The sequence below is a fragment of the Cupriavidus malaysiensis genome (assembly GCF_001854325.1).
In the GTDB taxonomy this organism is placed as follows: Bacteria; Pseudomonadota; Gammaproteobacteria; order Burkholderiales; family Burkholderiaceae; genus Cupriavidus; species Cupriavidus malaysiensis.
On the sequence record NZ_CP017755.1, the window covers coordinates 2,061,957 to 2,077,250 of the forward strand.

Annotated in this window: 10 protein-coding genes and 1 riboswitch; of the genes, 3 read left to right on the forward strand and 7 right to left on the reverse strand. The window is 71.4% G+C overall.

Annotated elements, in window-relative coordinates; all coding sequences use genetic code 11:
• Window positions 1-5 precede the first annotated feature (5 nt).
• The 4 genes from BKK80_RS28675 to BKK80_RS28690 all read right to left on the reverse strand — a co-directional run bounded on the left by BKK80_RS28675 (window position 6) and on the right by BKK80_RS28690 (window position 7,214).
• Window positions 6-2,177, reverse strand: a complete 2,172-nt coding sequence (locus tag BKK80_RS28675; RefSeq protein WP_071072259.1) for a PQQ-dependent dehydrogenase, methanol/ethanol family — start codon at window positions 2,175-2,177, stop codon at window positions 6-8.
• A 68-nt stretch (window positions 2,178-2,245) separates the two neighbouring features.
• A complete protein-coding gene (locus tag BKK80_RS28680; RefSeq protein ID WP_071072261.1) occupies window positions 2,246-3,154 on the reverse strand; it encodes a transporter in 909 nt (302 codons plus the stop codon).
• 109 nt (window positions 3,155-3,263) lie between these two features.
• Window positions 3,264-4,682, reverse strand: a complete 1,419-nt coding sequence (locus BKK80_RS28685; protein ID WP_071072263.1) for an aldehyde dehydrogenase family protein — start codon at window positions 4,680-4,682, stop codon at window positions 3,264-3,266.
• Window positions 4,683-5,234: 552 nt separating this feature from the next.
• Complete coding sequence (locus BKK80_RS28690) at window positions 5,235-7,214, reverse strand: sigma-54-dependent Fis family transcriptional regulator (protein WP_071072265.1); 1,980 nt, start codon at window positions 7,212-7,214, stop codon at window positions 5,235-5,237.
• 420 nt (window positions 7,215-7,634) lie between these two features.
• Window positions 7,635-7,758: riboswitch (glycine riboswitch) on the forward strand.
• Window positions 7,759-7,807: 49 nt separating this feature from the next.
• On the opposite strand from BKK80_RS28690, the gene BKK80_RS28695 reads away from it, so the two are divergent.
• Window positions 7,808-9,115: a D-amino acid dehydrogenase gene (locus BKK80_RS28695; RefSeq protein WP_071019511.1), complete on the forward strand. Its 1,308-nt coding sequence runs from the start codon at window positions 7,808-7,810 to the stop codon at window positions 9,113-9,115.
• A 70-nt stretch (window positions 9,116-9,185) separates the two neighbouring features.
• Here BKK80_RS28695 and BKK80_RS28700 read toward each other — a convergent pair whose 3' ends face one another.
• The gene (locus BKK80_RS28700; protein WP_071040099.1) at window positions 9,186-10,646 is read right to left on the reverse strand and encodes a M20/M25/M40 family metallo-hydrolase; all 1,461 of its coding nucleotides are present in this window, start codon (window positions 10,644-10,646) and stop codon (window positions 9,186-9,188) included.
• Window positions 10,647-10,774: 128 nt separating this feature from the next.
• The gene (locus BKK80_RS28705; protein ID WP_071019505.1) at window positions 10,775-12,412 is read right to left on the reverse strand and encodes an acyl-CoA synthetase; all 1,638 of its coding nucleotides are present in this window, start codon (window positions 12,410-12,412) and stop codon (window positions 10,775-10,777) included.
• A gap of 205 nt (window positions 12,413-12,617) precedes the next feature.
• On the opposite strand from BKK80_RS28705, the gene BKK80_RS28710 reads away from it, so the two are divergent.
• A complete protein-coding gene (locus BKK80_RS28710) occupies window positions 12,618-13,337 on the forward strand; it encodes a Crp/Fnr family transcriptional regulator (protein WP_071019502.1) in 720 nt (239 codons plus the stop codon).
• 89 nt (window positions 13,338-13,426) lie between these two features.
• Entirely contained in the window at window positions 13,427-14,077 is a 651-nt protein-coding gene (locus tag BKK80_RS28715) for an AraC family transcriptional regulator (RefSeq protein ID WP_071040100.1), read from the forward strand.
• Window positions 14,078-14,233: 156 nt separating this feature from the next.
• On the opposite strand, the gene BKK80_RS28720 is transcribed toward BKK80_RS28715, so the two are convergent.
• Complete coding sequence (locus tag BKK80_RS28720; protein WP_084545798.1) at window positions 14,234-15,241, reverse strand: Bug family tripartite tricarboxylate transporter substrate binding protein; 1,008 nt, start codon at window positions 15,239-15,241, stop codon at window positions 14,234-14,236.
• Between the last annotated feature and the right edge of the window lie 53 nt (window positions 15,242-15,294).

The following is a 15,294-nucleotide window of genomic DNA, read 5'->3' on the forward strand; positions in this document are numbered from 1 at the left end:
ACCGCTCAGGGCTTCGGCCGCACCGCGTCGGCGGTGCCCTGGATGAAGGCCTGGATCTTCACGACATCGTCGGCGCTCAGCTTGCCGGTGAAGTCCGGCATGCCGCGCGAGACGAAGGGGCCGTTGAACAGCATCTTGTCGAGATGCTCGATCGGGCCCGCGCCGACATAGGCCAGGTTGGGGATGTTGCCGCCCTTGTCGACGCCCGGCACCCCGTGGCAGAACACGCAGTTGTTGACGTAGAGCTTCTTGCCGGCCTCGACGTGAGCGGGGTCGTACTTGACGCCGCTCAGCAGCTCCGCCATCGGATACGCGCTCCACTCCGGTGCCTTGGCCTTGCCGCCGAGGGCGAAGGTGTACACCGTGCCCGGCGCCTGGCGGTCGGTGGCACGCGCGCTCAGCCCGAACACGCCGCCCCAGCCCACCGCCACCGACACGTACTGCTTGCCGTCGACGAGATAGGTGACGGGCGGCGCCACCACGCCGGTGCCGGTGGGCGCCTGCCACAGCTTCTCCCCCGTGGCCGCGTCGTAGGCGATGAAGCGGCCGTCGGCGGTGCCCTGGAACACCAGCTTGCCGGCCGTGGTCAGCGTGCCGCCGTTCCACGGGCTGGCATAGTCCTGCTGCCAGGCGGCCTTCTGCCGCACCGGGTCCCAGGCGATCAGGCGGCCGAATGGCTTGCTGGCCGGCGGCGCCTCGTTGACCAGCATGCCGAGATTCCAGCCCACGCCGCTGTGCGCCTCGGCCGAGTCCTTCTGGTTGTGCTCCCAGCGCTTGTCGTCGGCCAGCGTGAGCGGCACGTGCTGGGCCGGAATATAGGCCAGGCCCAGCTGCGGGTTGAACGACATGGCGTGCCAGTTGTGCGCGCCGAACGGCCCGGGCACCGCGTCCACCGGCTTGCCCGAGGTGTCGAACAGCGGCGTCTCGATGGGCCGCCCGTCCTGGTCGTAGCCGCTGGCCCAGTTGACGTCGACGAAGTTCCTGGCCGAGATGAACTTGCCGTTGGTGCGGTCGATGACGAAGAAGAAACCGTTCTTGGGCGCGTGCAGGATGACCTTGCGCGGCTGCCCGTCGATCTTCAGGTCGGCCAGGATGATGTCCTGGGTCGAGGTGTAGTCGGCGTTGTCCCCCGGCGTCTCCTGGTAGTGCCACACGTACTTGCCGGTGTCGGGATCGAGCGCGACGATCGACGCCAGGTAGAGGTTGTCGCCACCCTTGGGGCTGCGCTGCTTGCGGCTCCACGGCCCGCCGTTGCCGGTGCCGATATAGAGCAGGTTCAGGCCGGGATCGAAGGCCATGCTGTTCCAGACCGTGCCGCCGCCGCCGTTGACCCAGTACTTGCCGCTCGGGTCCCAGGTCTTGGCGGCCTTCGCCATCGCCTCGTTCTCGTAGGGCCTGGCCGGGTCGCCGGGCACCGTGAACCAGCGCCACTTCTGCGCGCCGGTGGCGGCGTCGTAGGCGGTGACATAGCCGCGCGCGCCGTACTCCGCGCCACCGTTGCCGATGATGACCTTGCCCTTGACCACGCGCGGCGCGCCGGTGATGGTGTAGGAATGGCGGTGGTCGGCGATGGTGTCGCGCTCCCACACTCTCTTGCCGGTGGCGGCATCGATGGCGACCAGGCGGCCGTCGAAGGTGCCAACGTAGACCTTGCCCTGGTACAGCGCCACGCCGCGGTTGACCACGTCGCAGCAGCCCTTGTAGCCGAGCCGGCGCGGCACCTGCGGATCATAGGTCCACAAGCGCCGGCCGCTGCGCGCGTCCACCGCATGCACGACGCTCCAGGGCGCCGACACGTACATGACGCCGTCGACCACGATCGGCGTGGCCTCGACCCCGCGCGTCGACTCCAGGTCGTAGCTCCAGGCCAGGCCCAGCTCCTTGGCATTGCCCGTGTTGATCTGGTCCAGCTTGCTGAAGCGGGTCTCGCCGTAATCCAGCCCATAGGACGGCCAGTCCGCCGTGCGCGCCGCGTTGGCCTGGATGCTCGCGCCGTCCACGCGTGCCGTGATGGCGCGCAGGCGCGCCACGCCCGGGCCGGCGCTGTCCTGCGCGCCGCCCGCCGCGCCCGCCAGCGCCGGCAGCAAAGCGCCTGCCGTCAGTGCCGCCGCCAGTGCCGCCGTCATCCCGCGGCGCGCCATCCGTGCGCCATCGGCCTTGCCTGTCGAATCCTTCATGGTCGTCTCCATATATTGTCCTTGTCGGGTTGCTTCTTGTCGCCGTGCTTCCTGTCGCTGGCCGCGGCTCAGAACACCTTGAGCAGCCGCAGGTTGACGCGGCTGCCTTCCATTGGCCCGTTGCGCACCGCGATGTCCTGGCCGTAGGTCGCCAGCAGCTGCAGCGTCGGGCTGGGGAACCACGCCGCGCCGATCGAGAATTTCGAGGTATTGGTGCGGTCGTTGCGCGACACCCCATCCACCTTGCTCTCGCCACCGGCCGCATAGGACAGGCCGCCGCGCAGGTCCAGGCTGTCGGTGACGGCGTAGCGCAGCCACGCCTGGCCCTGGAACAGCGGATCCTGGGTCAGCCGGGCCGAGTTCGCGCCGAACTGGCCGTTGGCGCCGTAGAAGGTCACGTCGGCGACCAGGTCGAGCGTGAAGCGGCCCACCAGCGGCGTGATATAGCCGGCCTGCAGGGCGAATTTCCAGCGGTTCTCGCCCAGGTTCAGCGCCCGGCTCTTGTCGTAGCTGCCGACCGGCACATAGAGGAAGGGGGTGATGCCGAAATAGCGCTTCTGCTCGGGCTGGTTCAGCAGCCAGACGGTGGCGGCCAGGATGGGATCGGCGACACCGGCGCCGCTGCCGAGCGCGCTCAGGTCCTTGCTGCCGCGCAGGCCGCCGAAGGGCAGCAGGATCTGCGGATCGACGGTGAAGCCGCCGATGTCCATGAAATGCACATAGCGCAGGATGCCGATGTCCGAGTTCAACCTGCCGCCCGCGACCTGCGTGCCGCCGGCATAGACCTTGTCGCGCTCGGCGTGCTGGTAGTACAGCAGGCCGAGGTTGGTGCCGGCCGGCAGCGCGGTGTAGTCGCCGGCATCCACGTCGATGGCGTGCGCCGGCATGGCCGCGCAGGCCAGCGCCACGGCGGCCGAGGTGGCGACGGCGCGCAGCCGTCGCCGCAGGCGACCGGGGGTCGTCTGTCCAGGCTTCATGTTTCCTCCGTTTCTCTCTTCTTTTTCGTTGTCTTGGTCGCCGCGCTGCGGCGGCTGCGGGCACGCGCGCGGCGTCGCGCGCGTGCATACGTGCGTACGTGCGGCAGGCTCAGCCGACCTGGCGGTGGGCGATGTTGAGCACGCTGAGCTGGGCGAACTCGGCCAGCCCTTCGGTGCCGAACTCGACGCCGATACCGGATTCCTTGGCGCCCACCAGCGGGATGTGCGGGCCGAAATGCAGGTGGTGGTTGACCCACGCGGTGCCGACGTCGAGGCGGCGCGCCACCTCGCTCGCGCGGTCCTCGCTGGCCGACCACACCGAGCCGCCCAGGCCGTAGGGCGAGGCATTGACGCGGGCCACCGCCTCGTCGATCTGCTCGTACTTCAGCACCGGCAGGATGGGGGCGAACTGCTCCTCGGCGACCAGCGCATTGTGGTCAGGCAGGTCGCGCACGATGGTGGGCGCGACGAAATAGCCGCCGCCCTTGAGCGGCGCCCCGCCGGCGAGGATGCGGCCATCGCGCCGCGCGGCGGCGAGAAAGCGGCCCGCCTTGTCGAACTGCATGGCGTTCTGCAGCGGGCCGATGGTGACACCGGCATCGGCGCCGTTGCCCACCACCGCCTGGCTGGCCAGCTCGGCCAGCGCCTCGCACATGCGGTCGTACTGCGAGGCGTGCACGTACAGGCGCTTGAGCGCCAGGCAGACCTGCCCGCAGTTGTAGAAGGCGCTGCCGAAGATGCGCGGGGCGACCTCGGCGACGTCGGCGTCGTCCAGCACGATGGCACCGTCGTTGCCGCCCAGCTCCAGCGTGATGCGCTTCAGGCGCGGCCCGGCGCTCTCCATGACCTTCTTCCCGGTCGCGGTGGAGCCCGTGAACGAGACCTTGGCCACATCGGGGTGGGAGGTCAGCAGGCTGCCCAGGTCATTGCGGTCGGTGATCACGTTGAGCACGCCCGGCGGGAAGATGTCGGCGGCCATGGCGCCGAGCTGCAGCGACGCCACCGGCGTGGTCGGCGCGGGCTTGAGCACCACCGTATTGCCCATCAGCAGCGCCGGCGCGATCTTGTAGGCGGCGATCAGCACCGGGAAGTTCCAGGCGGCGATCGCCGCCACCACGCCCAGCGGCCGGTGATGGACCTCGATGCGATGGGTGGCATCGTCCTGCACCACGGATACCGGCAGGCTCAGGCCGGCGATGTGGCGCACGAAGGCCTGCGCGAACGCCAGTTCCTGGCGTGCCTCGGCGAGCGGCTTGCCCTGCTCCAGCACCAGCGTCGCGGCAAGGTCCTCCGCATTGGCCTCGAGGCCGTCGGCGAAGCGCAGCAGCAGCGCGCGGCGCGCCTCCAGGCCGAGCGCGGCCCAGGCCGGCTGGGCCGCCTTGGCTGCCGCCACGGCCGCATTGGCCTCGTGCTCCGTGGCGCGCGACACGGTGGTGAACACCTCGCCGGTGGCGGGATTGACCACCTCGAGTTCCGCGCTGCCGCGCACCAGCTTGCCGCCGATCAGCAATCCTGCGATGTCTTTCATGTCCTGGTCTCCTCGTTGGTTCTTTCTTGTGCTGCCGAGTGATTGAGCTATTGAGCTATCGAGCTATCGAGCTGTTGTTCGGTGAGGACCTGTGCGGCCCTGAACGACGGGACGGCACGCGGCCACCCACGCCCCGAGCACAATGCAAAGCGCGTGCCTGCCGCGCCGCCTGCCCTGGCACACGCGGCGCCAGGCGGCTGGAAGGGGCTGCGCGCACGCCGCGCCGTGGAGATGCCCTGCGCGGCGGCGCGACTTGAGACACCGGCGACAGCCGTGGTGTCTCAGGAGCGGGCACTGTCTCGCGCCGGTGAGACAGGCAGCCGCGTGCCTTGCCTGCGGTGGGCACGTGGCACTGGCATCGGCAGGGGACGGGGGAAACGGAAAGCCGCTGAGGAGCGGCGAAGAGGACAGGACGGCCGCGCTGGATGCGCTGGATGCGCTGGATGCTGGATGCTGGATGCTGGATGCTGGATGTGCGAGATGCACGCTGCGTGCGCGGCCGGCGCAAGGCACGCCGGGGCACGCCGGCGCGCGCTCACCTGGCGCGTTCGCTCAGCCGCGCTGCAGCCGCGCCAGCTTGCGGTACAGCGTGGCGCGCGAGATGCCGAGCACGCGCGCCGCCTGCGCGCGGTTGCCGCCCAGCTCCGACAGCGTGCGCTCGATCGTCTCGCTTTCCAGGTCGGCCAGCATGGTGGAGCGCGCCGGGACCGCAGCGGCAGCAGCGGTGGCAGCGCCTGGCGCGGCCGGCATGCCGGCCTGCAGGTGCGCGACGGGCGGCGCCACGGCCAGCGCGGCCGCCTGCGCCAGCCAGGTCTCGTCGAAGTGCTCGCGCCCCACCGTCTCGCCGCCGCCGGACAGCGCCAGCGCCGCGCGCAGGGCCTGGTGCAGTTCGCGCACGTTGCCCGGCCAGGCATGCGCCATCAGCAATGCCATCACGTCCGCATCGAGACGCTTGCGCCGCCCGCCGGCGAGCGCGTCGACCTGCGCCTGGATCAGTTCGGCCAGGTCGGTGCGCTCGCGCAAGGCCGGCACCTGCACCGAGAGGCCGTTCAGGCGGTACAGCAGGTCCTCGCGGAAGGCGCCGGCGCGCACCAGCGCCGGCAGGTCGCGATGGGTGGCACAGATCACCGAGATGTCCACCGGGATCGCGCGATGGCCGCCCACGCGCGTCACGCTGCGATCCTGCAGCACGCTCAGCAGGCGCGCCTGCAGCGCCAGCGGCATGTCGCCGATCTCGTCCAGGAACAGGGTGCCGTGGCTGGCCTGCTCGATCTTGCCGATGCTGCCGCCCTTGCGGCCGCCGGTGAAGGCGCCCTCCTCATAGCCGAACAGCTCGGCTTCGGCCAGCCCTTCCGGGATCGCCGAGCAATTGAGCGAGACGAAGGCGCGGCCCGGCCGGCTGGCCTCGTGCAGCGCGCGTGCCAGCATGCTCTTGCCGGTGCCGGTTTCGCCCAGCAGGATCACCGGCACCTGCTCGCGCAGGACCGTGGCCGCCTTGCCGAACAGCCGCGCCAGCCTGGCGTCGGCCAGCACGCAACCCTGCGCCGCGCCGGCGGCCGCCGGCGTGGATGGCCGTGGCGCGCCCGCGCCCGGCGTCGCGGCCTGCGCCCGTGTTGGAGCCGGCGCAGGCTCCAGCGCGACGAAATAGCGCTCGCCCCCACGTCCGTTCAGCGTCGCCGCGCCCGCCGCGCCGGCGGCCGCAGCGCGCAGCCCGCCGGCAAAGACCTCGTCGAGCGCGCGCGGCGCCCAGGTCCCGCCCGGCCGCCCCAGCATCTGGCGCGCCGCGCGGTTGGCCGCGACGATCACGTCGTCGCGCGAAATGGCGACGATGCCTTCGGCGGGCGTGCCCAGCATGCGCGGATCGTGGTGCAGGCGCAGGATGCGGCAGCCGGCCATGCCGGCGTACATGCGGTTCTCGATCGACATGGCGGCGGCCTGCACGCGGCTGAGCGCGTAGGCCGGCAGGTCGATGCCGAAGCCCGTGATATCCAGCACGCCGACCAGCCTGTCGTGCGGATCATGGATGGGCGCCGCCGCGCAGACCACGTCGATCAGTTCTTCGAGATAGTGCTCGCCGCGGCGGATCTCGATCGGCAGGCCGCCTTCGCTCAGCACGCAGGCCGGCGCATTGGTGCCCAGCGCCGCCTCGCTGACGCGCTTGCCGCCCACCAGCGCGCGCGCCTGCGACGGCCCGGCGCCCCCCTGCACGGTGGAACTGACGATCACGCCTTCGGCGTTGGTGCAGAACACCAGCCAGTGGCGCGACGGAAACGCGCCCGCCAGGATCGCCATATCCTCTTCGGCGCAGGCGATCAGGGCCTGGTGCTCCGCTTCGAGCCGGCGCAACTGGCTGTGCGTGACGAAGTTGGTGCCGAGCGCGCGGTCGCCCGGGCGCAGCCCGTAGGTGGCGGCACGCTGCCAGGAACTGGCGATGCGCTCGGGGATGGTGCCGGGCGGCACCAGCCGGCCGTCGAAGAACTGGCGCCGCGCGGTGCGCACGTCGAGGGGAAGGCTGTCTGCGGCTTGCCTCATTGGGGGGCTGTCTCCGTGCGGCTTGTTATGTTGTGCCCGGCGGCGCGCATCGCGCGGGGCGGCGCCCGGGTGGTGGATGACTTTAGGTGAGGCCCCGGGCGATTTCAAGCGCGCCGGCGCGCGCCTGCTCGTTTTCCCCGAGGCCGCCGGCGCGGCGCGTGCGGCCACCGTCTCGCTTCGATCCACGCGGTGTCTCAGGATGAGACAAGCGGGTCGGCACAGCGTCCGCACACCGGCCGCCGCCGCGCCCGCCCCGCCTCGCCCGGCGTGCTGCCCGCGCCACCCGGCGCGGGGGCTTGCCGCCCGGCTCAGGCCCATGCTATGGTGCGCGTTCCAGGAGAACGGAGCATCCCGGCAGGCTGCCGGTGCCGCTCCTACCGAAGGCGTACCCCCGAAACGCTCAGGTGCAACAGACTGGATACCGAACCAACTGGAGAGCGTCGCGGCAGGCTGGCAGACACCAGCGCCGGCGGCCGCCGAAGGGGCAAGCCGAAGTCCGGGTGGACCAGGCGAATCTCTCAGGCAAAAGGACAGTGGGGGCAGGCGTGCGACACCGCACGCCTGCCCCTTTTTGCTTTCCTGGAGCCAGAGAAATGAAAGTCATCGTGATGGGCGCGGGCGTGATCGGCGTGGCCTCGGCCTGGTATCTCGCCAAGGCTGGCCACGAAGTGGTGGTGCTCGAACGCAATGCCGGCGCGGCGCGCGAAACCAGCTTCGGCAACGGCGGCCAGATCTCCGTCAGCCATGCCGAACCCTGGGCCAATCCCGCCGCGCCGTGGAAACTGCTGCGCTGGCTGGGCAAGGAGGATGCGCCGCTGCTGTTCCGCCTGCGCGCCGATCCCGCACAGTGGTCCTGGGGCCTGAAGTTCCTGCGCGAATGCTCGGCGCGCCGCTCCACCCACAACATGATCCAGCTGCTCAACCTGGGCACCTACAGCCGCGCCAGCCTGCAGGCGCTGCGCGCCGAAACAGGCATCGAGTACGACCACCTCAGCCGCGGCATCCTCCACTTCTACACCAGCGCCAAGGAGTTCGATGCCGCCATCGAGCCGGCCCGCATCATGCGCGAGCTCGGCTGCGAACGCCAGGTCATCGGTGCCGACGAAGTGGTGCGCATCGAACCGGCGCTGGCCGCCATCGCGCCGCGCCTGGCCGGCGCCACCTACACCAGCGCGGACGAGTCGGGCGACGTGCACCGCTTCACCACCGCGCTGGCGGCGCGTTGCGAGGCGGCCGGCGTGCGCTTCCGCTACGGCGTGCGCGTGCAGCGGCTGCATGCCGACGGCGGCGGCATGCGGGCGGTGGAATATGCCGACGACAGCGGCGCCTACCAGCTCGAAAGCGCCGATGCCTACGTGCTGGCGCTGGGCAGCTTCAGCCCGCTGCTGGCGCGGCCGCTGGGGATCAAGCTCGATATCTATCCCGCCAAGGGCTACTCGGCGACGCTGCCGGTGCTCGATGCGGAACGGGCGCCCAGCGTCAGCCTGACCGACGACGAGTACAAGCTGGTCTTCTCCCGCTTCGGCGACCGCCTGCGCATCGCCGGCACGGCGGAGCTTAACGGCTATGCGATGGAACTCAATCCGCTGCGCTGCGAAGCCATCGTGCGCCGCACGCTGGAGATCTTCCCGGGCATGAGCCGCCCGGAACTGGCGCGCTACTGGACCGGACTGCGCCCGGCCACGCCGGGCAACGTGCCGTACATCGGCGCCAGCAGCGTGGCGGGGCTCTACCTGAACACCGGCCACGGCACGCTGGGCTGGACGCATGGCTGCGGCTCCGGGCGCGCCATCGCCGACATCATCAGCGGCCGCGCCCCGGAGGTGGACTTCGCCTTCAGCGGCGCCCTGCCCCAGCGGCGCGTGGCAGCGGTGGCGGCCACCGGCGCCAGCGCGCGCTGAGCGCCGGCGCAAACGCTGTCTATCCGTCGCCCGAAGGCTTGTGGCAGGAAGCGGGCGACGGGAGGGCGTCTCAGGGCGCCGCCGCGATCACCTCGGCGACGGCCGCCGTCAGCTTGCGCGCGTAGGGCACGTGCAGGAACTCGTTGGGACCGTGGGCATTGGACTTCGGCCCCAGCACGCCGCACACCATGAACTGCGCCGACGGGAAGCCGGCCTGCAATGTGTTCATCAAGGGGATGGTGCCGCCCTGGCCGATATAGGCCAGGTCATGGCCGAAGTGGGTGCGCGAGGCCGTGTTCATGGCCTGTTCCAGCCAGGGCGCCAGGCCGGGCGCGTTCCAGCCGTTGGCCGCGCCGGCGGCGGGCTTGAAGGTGACCTTGGCGTTGTAGGGCGGGTCCAGTTCGAGCAGGGCCTTGAGATCGGCCGCCGCCCGCGCAGCGTCGACCAGCGGCGGCAAGCGCAGCGACAGCTTGAAGGCCGTGCGCGGGCGCAGCACATTGCCGGCATCCGCCAGCGACGGCAGGCCGGCGGCGCCGGTGACCGACAGCGAGGGCCGCCAGTTGGCGTTGAGCAGCACTTCCTGCGGATCGGCCACCACCGGCAGCACCGGCCGGCCGTCCTGGCCGCACGACCAGGGCATGCCCTTCCATACCGCCTCGCCGAGGATGCGCGCGGCCGCCTCGGTCTCGCGCAGGCGGTCGGCCGGAACCGGGCAATGGAAGGCGTCGGGCAGGATATTGCCGGTGGCGGCATCCTCCAGGCGCTCGAACAACTGGCGCATCACGCGGAAGCTGGACGGCGCGATGCCGCCATAGGAGCCCGAGTGGATGCCCTCCTCCAGCACCTCCACTTCGAGGTCGCCCACCACCAGGCCGCGCAGCGAGGTGGTCAGCCACAGCTGGTCGTAGTTGCCGGCGCCGGAATCCAGGCAGACCACCAGGCCGACCCGCCCCAGGCGCTGGCGCAGCGCGTCCACATACGGCAGCAGGTCATAGCTGCCGGATTCCTCGCAGGTCTCGATCAGGCCCACGCAGCGCGGGCGCTCCACGCCCTGCGCATCGAGCGCGGCCAGCGCCGCGATGCTGGCGTAGACGGCATAACCGTCGTCGGCGCCGCCGCGGCCGTAGAGGCGCCCGTCCTCCATCTTGGGCGTCCAGGGGCCGAGGTCGCGGCGCCAGCCGTCGAACTCGGGCTGCTTGTCGAGGTGGCCGTACAGCACGATGGTCTCGCTGCTGCCCGAACGCGTGGCGGGCGTCTCGAAATAGAGCAGCGGCGTGCGCCCGGGCAGGCGGATCACTTCCAGCTTGAGGCCGCGCACCGGCTGGCGCTCGACCCAGGCGGCGGCATCGGCGACGACGCGCTCCAGGTGGCCGTGGCGGGCCCAGTCGGCGTCGAAGGCAGGACTCTTGGCGGGAATGCCGATGTAGTCGGTCAGCGCGGGGACGATCTCGTCGTTCCACTTGCGCTCGACGAAGTCGCGCAGCGCGGCGCTGTCGGGCGCGCGGGTCGGTGCAGCCGTGTCGGTGGTCATGGTGCGTCCTGGCAGGTGGGAAGCGGCGCAGGCGGCCGGTGCGAGGCATTGTCGCACAGCGCCGCCCGCGCACGGGACGCACGGCCGCGGAACGCCGCGGCCAGGGTTGGGGCCTCAGGCCGCGGGCATCAGACGTCGATGGCCGAGTCCGACTTGACCTTGCGGCGCAGCTCGAACTTCTGGATCTTCCCGGTCGAGGTCTTGGGCAGCGGCCCGAAATAGACCGCCTTGGGTACCTTGAAGCCCGCCAGCAGCGAGCGGCAGTGCGCCATCAGTTCCTCGGCGGTGACGCTCGCGCCTTCCTTCAGCTCGACGAAGGCGCATGGCGTCTCGCCCCACTTGGCGTCGGGCTGGGCGACCACCGCCGCCGCCAGCACCGCGGGATGGCGGTACAGCGCGTCTTCGACCTCGACCGAGGAGATGTTCTCGCCGCCGGAGATGATGATGTCCTTGCTGCGGTCCTTGATCTTGACGTAGCCGTCAGGCATGCACACGCCCAGGTCGCCGGTGTGGAACCAGCCGCCGGCGAAGGCTTCGCGCGAGGCCTTCTCGTTCTTGAGATAGCCCTTCATGCAGATATTGCCGCGGAACATGATCTCGCCGATGGTCTCGCCGTCGGCCGGCACCGGCTCCATGGTGTCGGGATCCAGCACCGCCACCTGCGACTGCAGGTGGTAGCGCACGCCCTGGCGGGCCTTCATCACCGCACGTTCTTCCTGCGACAGCGCCGTCCAGCTGTCCTGCTCGGCGCACACCGCGGCCGGGCCGTAGACCTCGGTCAGGCCGTAGACGTGGGTCAGGTCGAAGCCCATGGCCTCCATCTGCGCCAGCACCGCGGCCGGCGGCGGCGCGCCCGCCACCATGCCGCGCACCGGCCCGCGCAGCCCTTCGCGCCAGGCCGCCGGCGCGTTGACCAGGGCGGTATGGACGATGGGCGCGGCGCAGTAGTGAGTCACGCCTTCATCGCGCATCAGGTCGAAGACCAGCTTGGGCTCGAACTTGCGCAGGCAGACGTTGACCCCGGCGCGGGCCGCCACCGTCCACGGGAAGCACCAGCCGTTGCAATGGAACAGCGGCAGCGTCCACAGGTAGACGGCATGCTTGGGCATGTCCCATTCGAGGATGTTGGAGACCGCGTTGATGGCCGCGCCGCGGTGGTGGTAGACCACGCCCTTCGGGTCGCCGGTGGTGCCCGAGGTGTAGTTCAGGGCAATGGCATCCCACTCGTCGTCCGGCAGGCGCCAGGCGTATTCCGGGTCGCCGCCGGCGAGGAAGCTCTCGTAGTCGGTCTCGCCGAAGGGCTGGGCCGGCACGGGGCCGAGCGCGTCATGCACGGCGATCACCTTCAGGCCGGGCACTTCCAGCGCCATCTGGCGCGCCACGTCGGCGAACTCGGTGTCGGCCAGCAGCACGCGCGCCTCGCCGTGGCGCAGCATGAACAGCAGGTTGGCGGCGTCCAGGCGGATATTGAGCGCATTGAGCACCGCGCCCGCCATCGGCACGCCGAAATGGGCCTCGATCATGGCCGGGGTGTTGGGCAGCAGCGCCGCCACGGTGTCCCCCTTGCCCACCCCGGCCGCGGCCAGCGCGCTGGCCAGGCGGCGGGTGCGCGCGTAGGTGTCGCGCCAGTTCTGCCGCACCGGGCCGTGCACGATGGCGAGCCGGTCGCCATACACTTCGGCAGCGCGGGCGATGAAGTCGATGGGAGTGAGGGGAACGAAATTGGCCGGGTTCTTGCCCAGGCCCGTCTCGAAGTCGGTCGGCATGCTTGGAGTCTCCACGTGCGCCGGCGCGGACCGCGCCCGGCGCTGTTACTTTTTGCGCTGCAAGGCTATCATCGCACACGCCGCCGCACTGTCGCCTGGATGACAGTGCGCCGCGCGCGCCGCATTCCGCCGCTTCCAGCGCTTCCGCCGTCCTGTCGCCGCCACCGCCTTGCCAGCCGCTTTCCGCCTGCCGCCGCCTGCCGCCATGACCACCGAGCCCCCGTCCGCCGACCCCGGCCCTGCCCCGCAGGCCGCCGCCGTGCTCGCCGGCCATGCGTGGTTCGACGCGCTGGCGCCGCACCACCAGGCCCTGGCGGCACGGCAGACCCTGGTGCAGGACTACGCGGCAGGCGCCTACATCGCCCGCCGCGGCGAGACCTCGCGCTACTGGATCGGCGCCGACACCGGCCTGATCAAGCTGGCGGTCTATACCGCCGATGGCCGCGGCTGCACCTTCTCCGGCGTACCGGCCGGCGGCTGGTGCGGCGAAGGCAGCGTGCTCAAGCGCGAACCGCGCCGCTACGACGTGATCGCCATCCGCGATTCACGCGTGCTGCTGGTGCCGGACGATGTATTCCATACGCTGCTCGGCGAAAGCCTGCCCTTCGCCTCCTTCGTGGTGCGCCAGCTCAACGAACGCATGGGGCAGTTCATCGCCATGGTGCAGAACGACCGCCTGCTGGGCGCCGACGCGCGCGTCGCCCAGGCCATCGCCCAGCTCTTCCATCCGGCGCTGTATCCCCGCACCAGCGCCGTGCTGGAACTGTCGCAGGAGGAAATCGGCCTGCTCACGGGCCTGTCCCGCCAGCGCGTCAACCAGGCCCTGCGCCGCCTGGCCGCCGACGGCATGGTCGACCTGTCCTACCAGAGCATCCGCGTGACCGACCTCGAGCAGTTGCGCCGCTTCGGGCTGTCAGCGCTATGAGCGCTATGAGTGCTATGAGCTCTCTACCGCGCGGCCGGCATACAATGCCGGCACGGCGCGCCTGAAGCGCGCCGGCTTCCCGACCCGTCATGGCCTTCCAGATCCCCTCCGAACTTCGCCTGAGCCGGCTGCGCTTCCCCTTCGCCGTGCGCGTGGAAGCCGTGCGCGGCGTGGCACGGCTGCGCGATGCCAATGCGCGGCGCGAGGTCCGGCCCGGCGATCCCTTCGTGGTCCCCGCCTTCGCCCACTTCGACTGCGACCTGCAGGCCGGCCCCGGCCGGCCGGTGGAGCTGACGCTGACCGCGGTGCCCGACCAGGCCTGCCCGCGCATGCTGCTGGCGGGCGGGCAGGAAAAATACTGGTCACGCGCGCTGGCCCATGCGATCTTCCTGCAGCCCCGCCTGGCCTGGAACGCCACGCTGGCCGCCGAACGCTGGCACGTGGCGCCGCGCCTGGTGCGCGCGCGGCTGTTCGCCGAGGGCGAGGCACTGCACGCCCTGCTGCGCGAGCAGCGCGTGGCGCACGCGCTCTATGCGCTGGCGGTGCCGGGGCTGCCGCCCGACACCGCCACGCCGGCCGGCCTCGGCCGCCTGGCCCAGGCAGCCGGCCTGCGCGACGCCGCCACGCTGGCCAACGCCTGCGCCAACCTGCACGGCATGCACCCCGCCTGCCTGCTGGCGGCGCCCGGCGCGCCGGCGGCCGCGCGCACGCTGCCGGGCTGGCATCCGGCCGCCGCCTGAGGCGGCGCAGCGGCGGAACGGCTCAGCGGCGGCCGGAAAATCCGGCGCCCTCCTCCGGTCGTCGCCAGCGGTGCACGCGGGCGCAGGCAAGGTCCGTCAACGTGAGCCCCATCACGCATGCCCGCCACGGAGGCGCCAGCCCGGCCCGCCTGCCCCCTACTCCAGCGTGATATGGTGCGCCCGGATCAGCGCGCCCCACTTGGCCTGTTCGCGCCCGACGAAGGCGGCGAAGCCGGCGCGGCTGTCGCCCATCGGCTCCAGGCCGAGATCCTGCATCTGCTTGACGACCGCCGGGTCCTTGAGCGCGGCGACGATGGCGGCGTTCAGCTTGTCGACCGTGGCGGACGGCGTGCCGGCCGGCACCACCACGCCTTGCCAGGCGAAGGCGGTGAAGTCCGCCAGGCCGGCCTCGGCGAAGGTCGGCACGTTGGGCAGCACCGCGGCGCGCTGCTCGGCGGGCAGCGCGATGGCGCGGATGCGGCCGGCGCGGATCAGCGGCGCGGCGGCGGACAGGTCGGCCATCATGAAGTCGACCTGGTTGCCGGCGAGGTCCTGCAGTGCCGGCGGCGTGCCCTTGTAGGGCACGTGCACGGCCTGTGCCTTGAGACGGTCGAGCATCAGCTGGGCGCTCAGGTGGTGCGGGCTGCCGGTGCCGACCGAGGCGTAGGTGGCCTTGCCGCCGTCCGCTTTCAGCCACTGGATGAATTCGGCCAGGGTATGGGCCGGCACGCGCGGGCTGGTGACCAGCACCACCGGCAGCCGCACCAGCGGCGTCACCAGGGTGAAGTCGGCCTTGGCGTCATAGGGCAGCTTGGGATAGAGCGCGGGGTTGAGCACCAGCGTGCCCTGCCCCGCCGTCAGCAGCGTGGCGCCGTCCGCCTTGGCGCGCGCCACGTCCTGCGCGGCCAGGATGGTGGCGCCGCCCGGCTTGTTGTCCACCACGATGTTCTGCTGCAGCACCGGCGAGATCTTCTGCGCGACGATGCGGGTGGCGAGGTCGCTGCCGCCCCCCGCGCTGTAGGGCACCACCCAGCGCGCGGGCGGCTCGGCCCGCGCGGCCGTGATGCCGCCGAGGCCGAGGCCGAGGCCGGCCACCAGGGCGAGCGTGCCGAGCCTGGCGCGGCGGCGGGAAGGGAAATGGCGCTGGCGCTGTGCTGCCGGCATGGTCGTGTCTCCTTGGAATAGGGCGTTGTTCTGTGTCTTGGCCCCTGGCGCGG

What these genes read in the sequence shown, in the direction of transcription:
- BKK80_RS28675 (WP_071072259.1), bottom strand. Translation starts at nt 2,177, where the DNA reads ATGAAGGATTCGACAGGCAAGGCCGATGGCGCACGGATGGCGCGCCGC.
- BKK80_RS28680 (WP_071072261.1), bottom strand. Translation starts at nt 3,154, where the DNA reads ATGAAGCCTGGACAGACGACCCCCGGTCGCCTGCGGCGACGGCTGCGC.
- BKK80_RS28685 (WP_071072263.1), bottom strand. Translation starts at nt 4,682, where the DNA reads ATGAAAGACATCGCAGGATTGCTGATCGGCGGCAAGCTGGTGCGCGGC.
- BKK80_RS28690 (WP_071072265.1), bottom strand. Translation starts at nt 7,214, where the DNA reads ATGAGGCAAGCCGCAGACAGCCTTCCCCTCGACGTGCGCACCGCGCGG.
- BKK80_RS28695 (WP_071019511.1), top strand. Translation starts at nt 7,808, where the DNA reads ATGAAAGTCATCGTGATGGGCGCGGGCGTGATCGGCGTGGCCTCGGCC.
- BKK80_RS28700 (WP_071040099.1), bottom strand. Translation starts at nt 10,646, where the DNA reads ATGACCACCGACACGGCTGCACCGACCCGCGCGCCCGACAGCGCCGCG.
- BKK80_RS28705 (WP_071019505.1), bottom strand. Translation starts at nt 12,412, where the DNA reads ATGCCGACCGACTTCGAGACGGGCCTGGGCAAGAACCCGGCCAATTTC.
- BKK80_RS28710 (WP_071019502.1), top strand. Translation starts at nt 12,618, where the DNA reads ATGACCACCGAGCCCCCGTCCGCCGACCCCGGCCCTGCCCCGCAGGCC.
- BKK80_RS28715 (WP_071040100.1), top strand. Translation starts at nt 13,427, where the DNA reads ATGGCCTTCCAGATCCCCTCCGAACTTCGCCTGAGCCGGCTGCGCTTC.
- BKK80_RS28720 (WP_084545798.1), bottom strand. Translation starts at nt 15,241, where the DNA reads ATGCCGGCAGCACAGCGCCAGCGCCATTTCCCTTCCCGCCGCCGCGCC.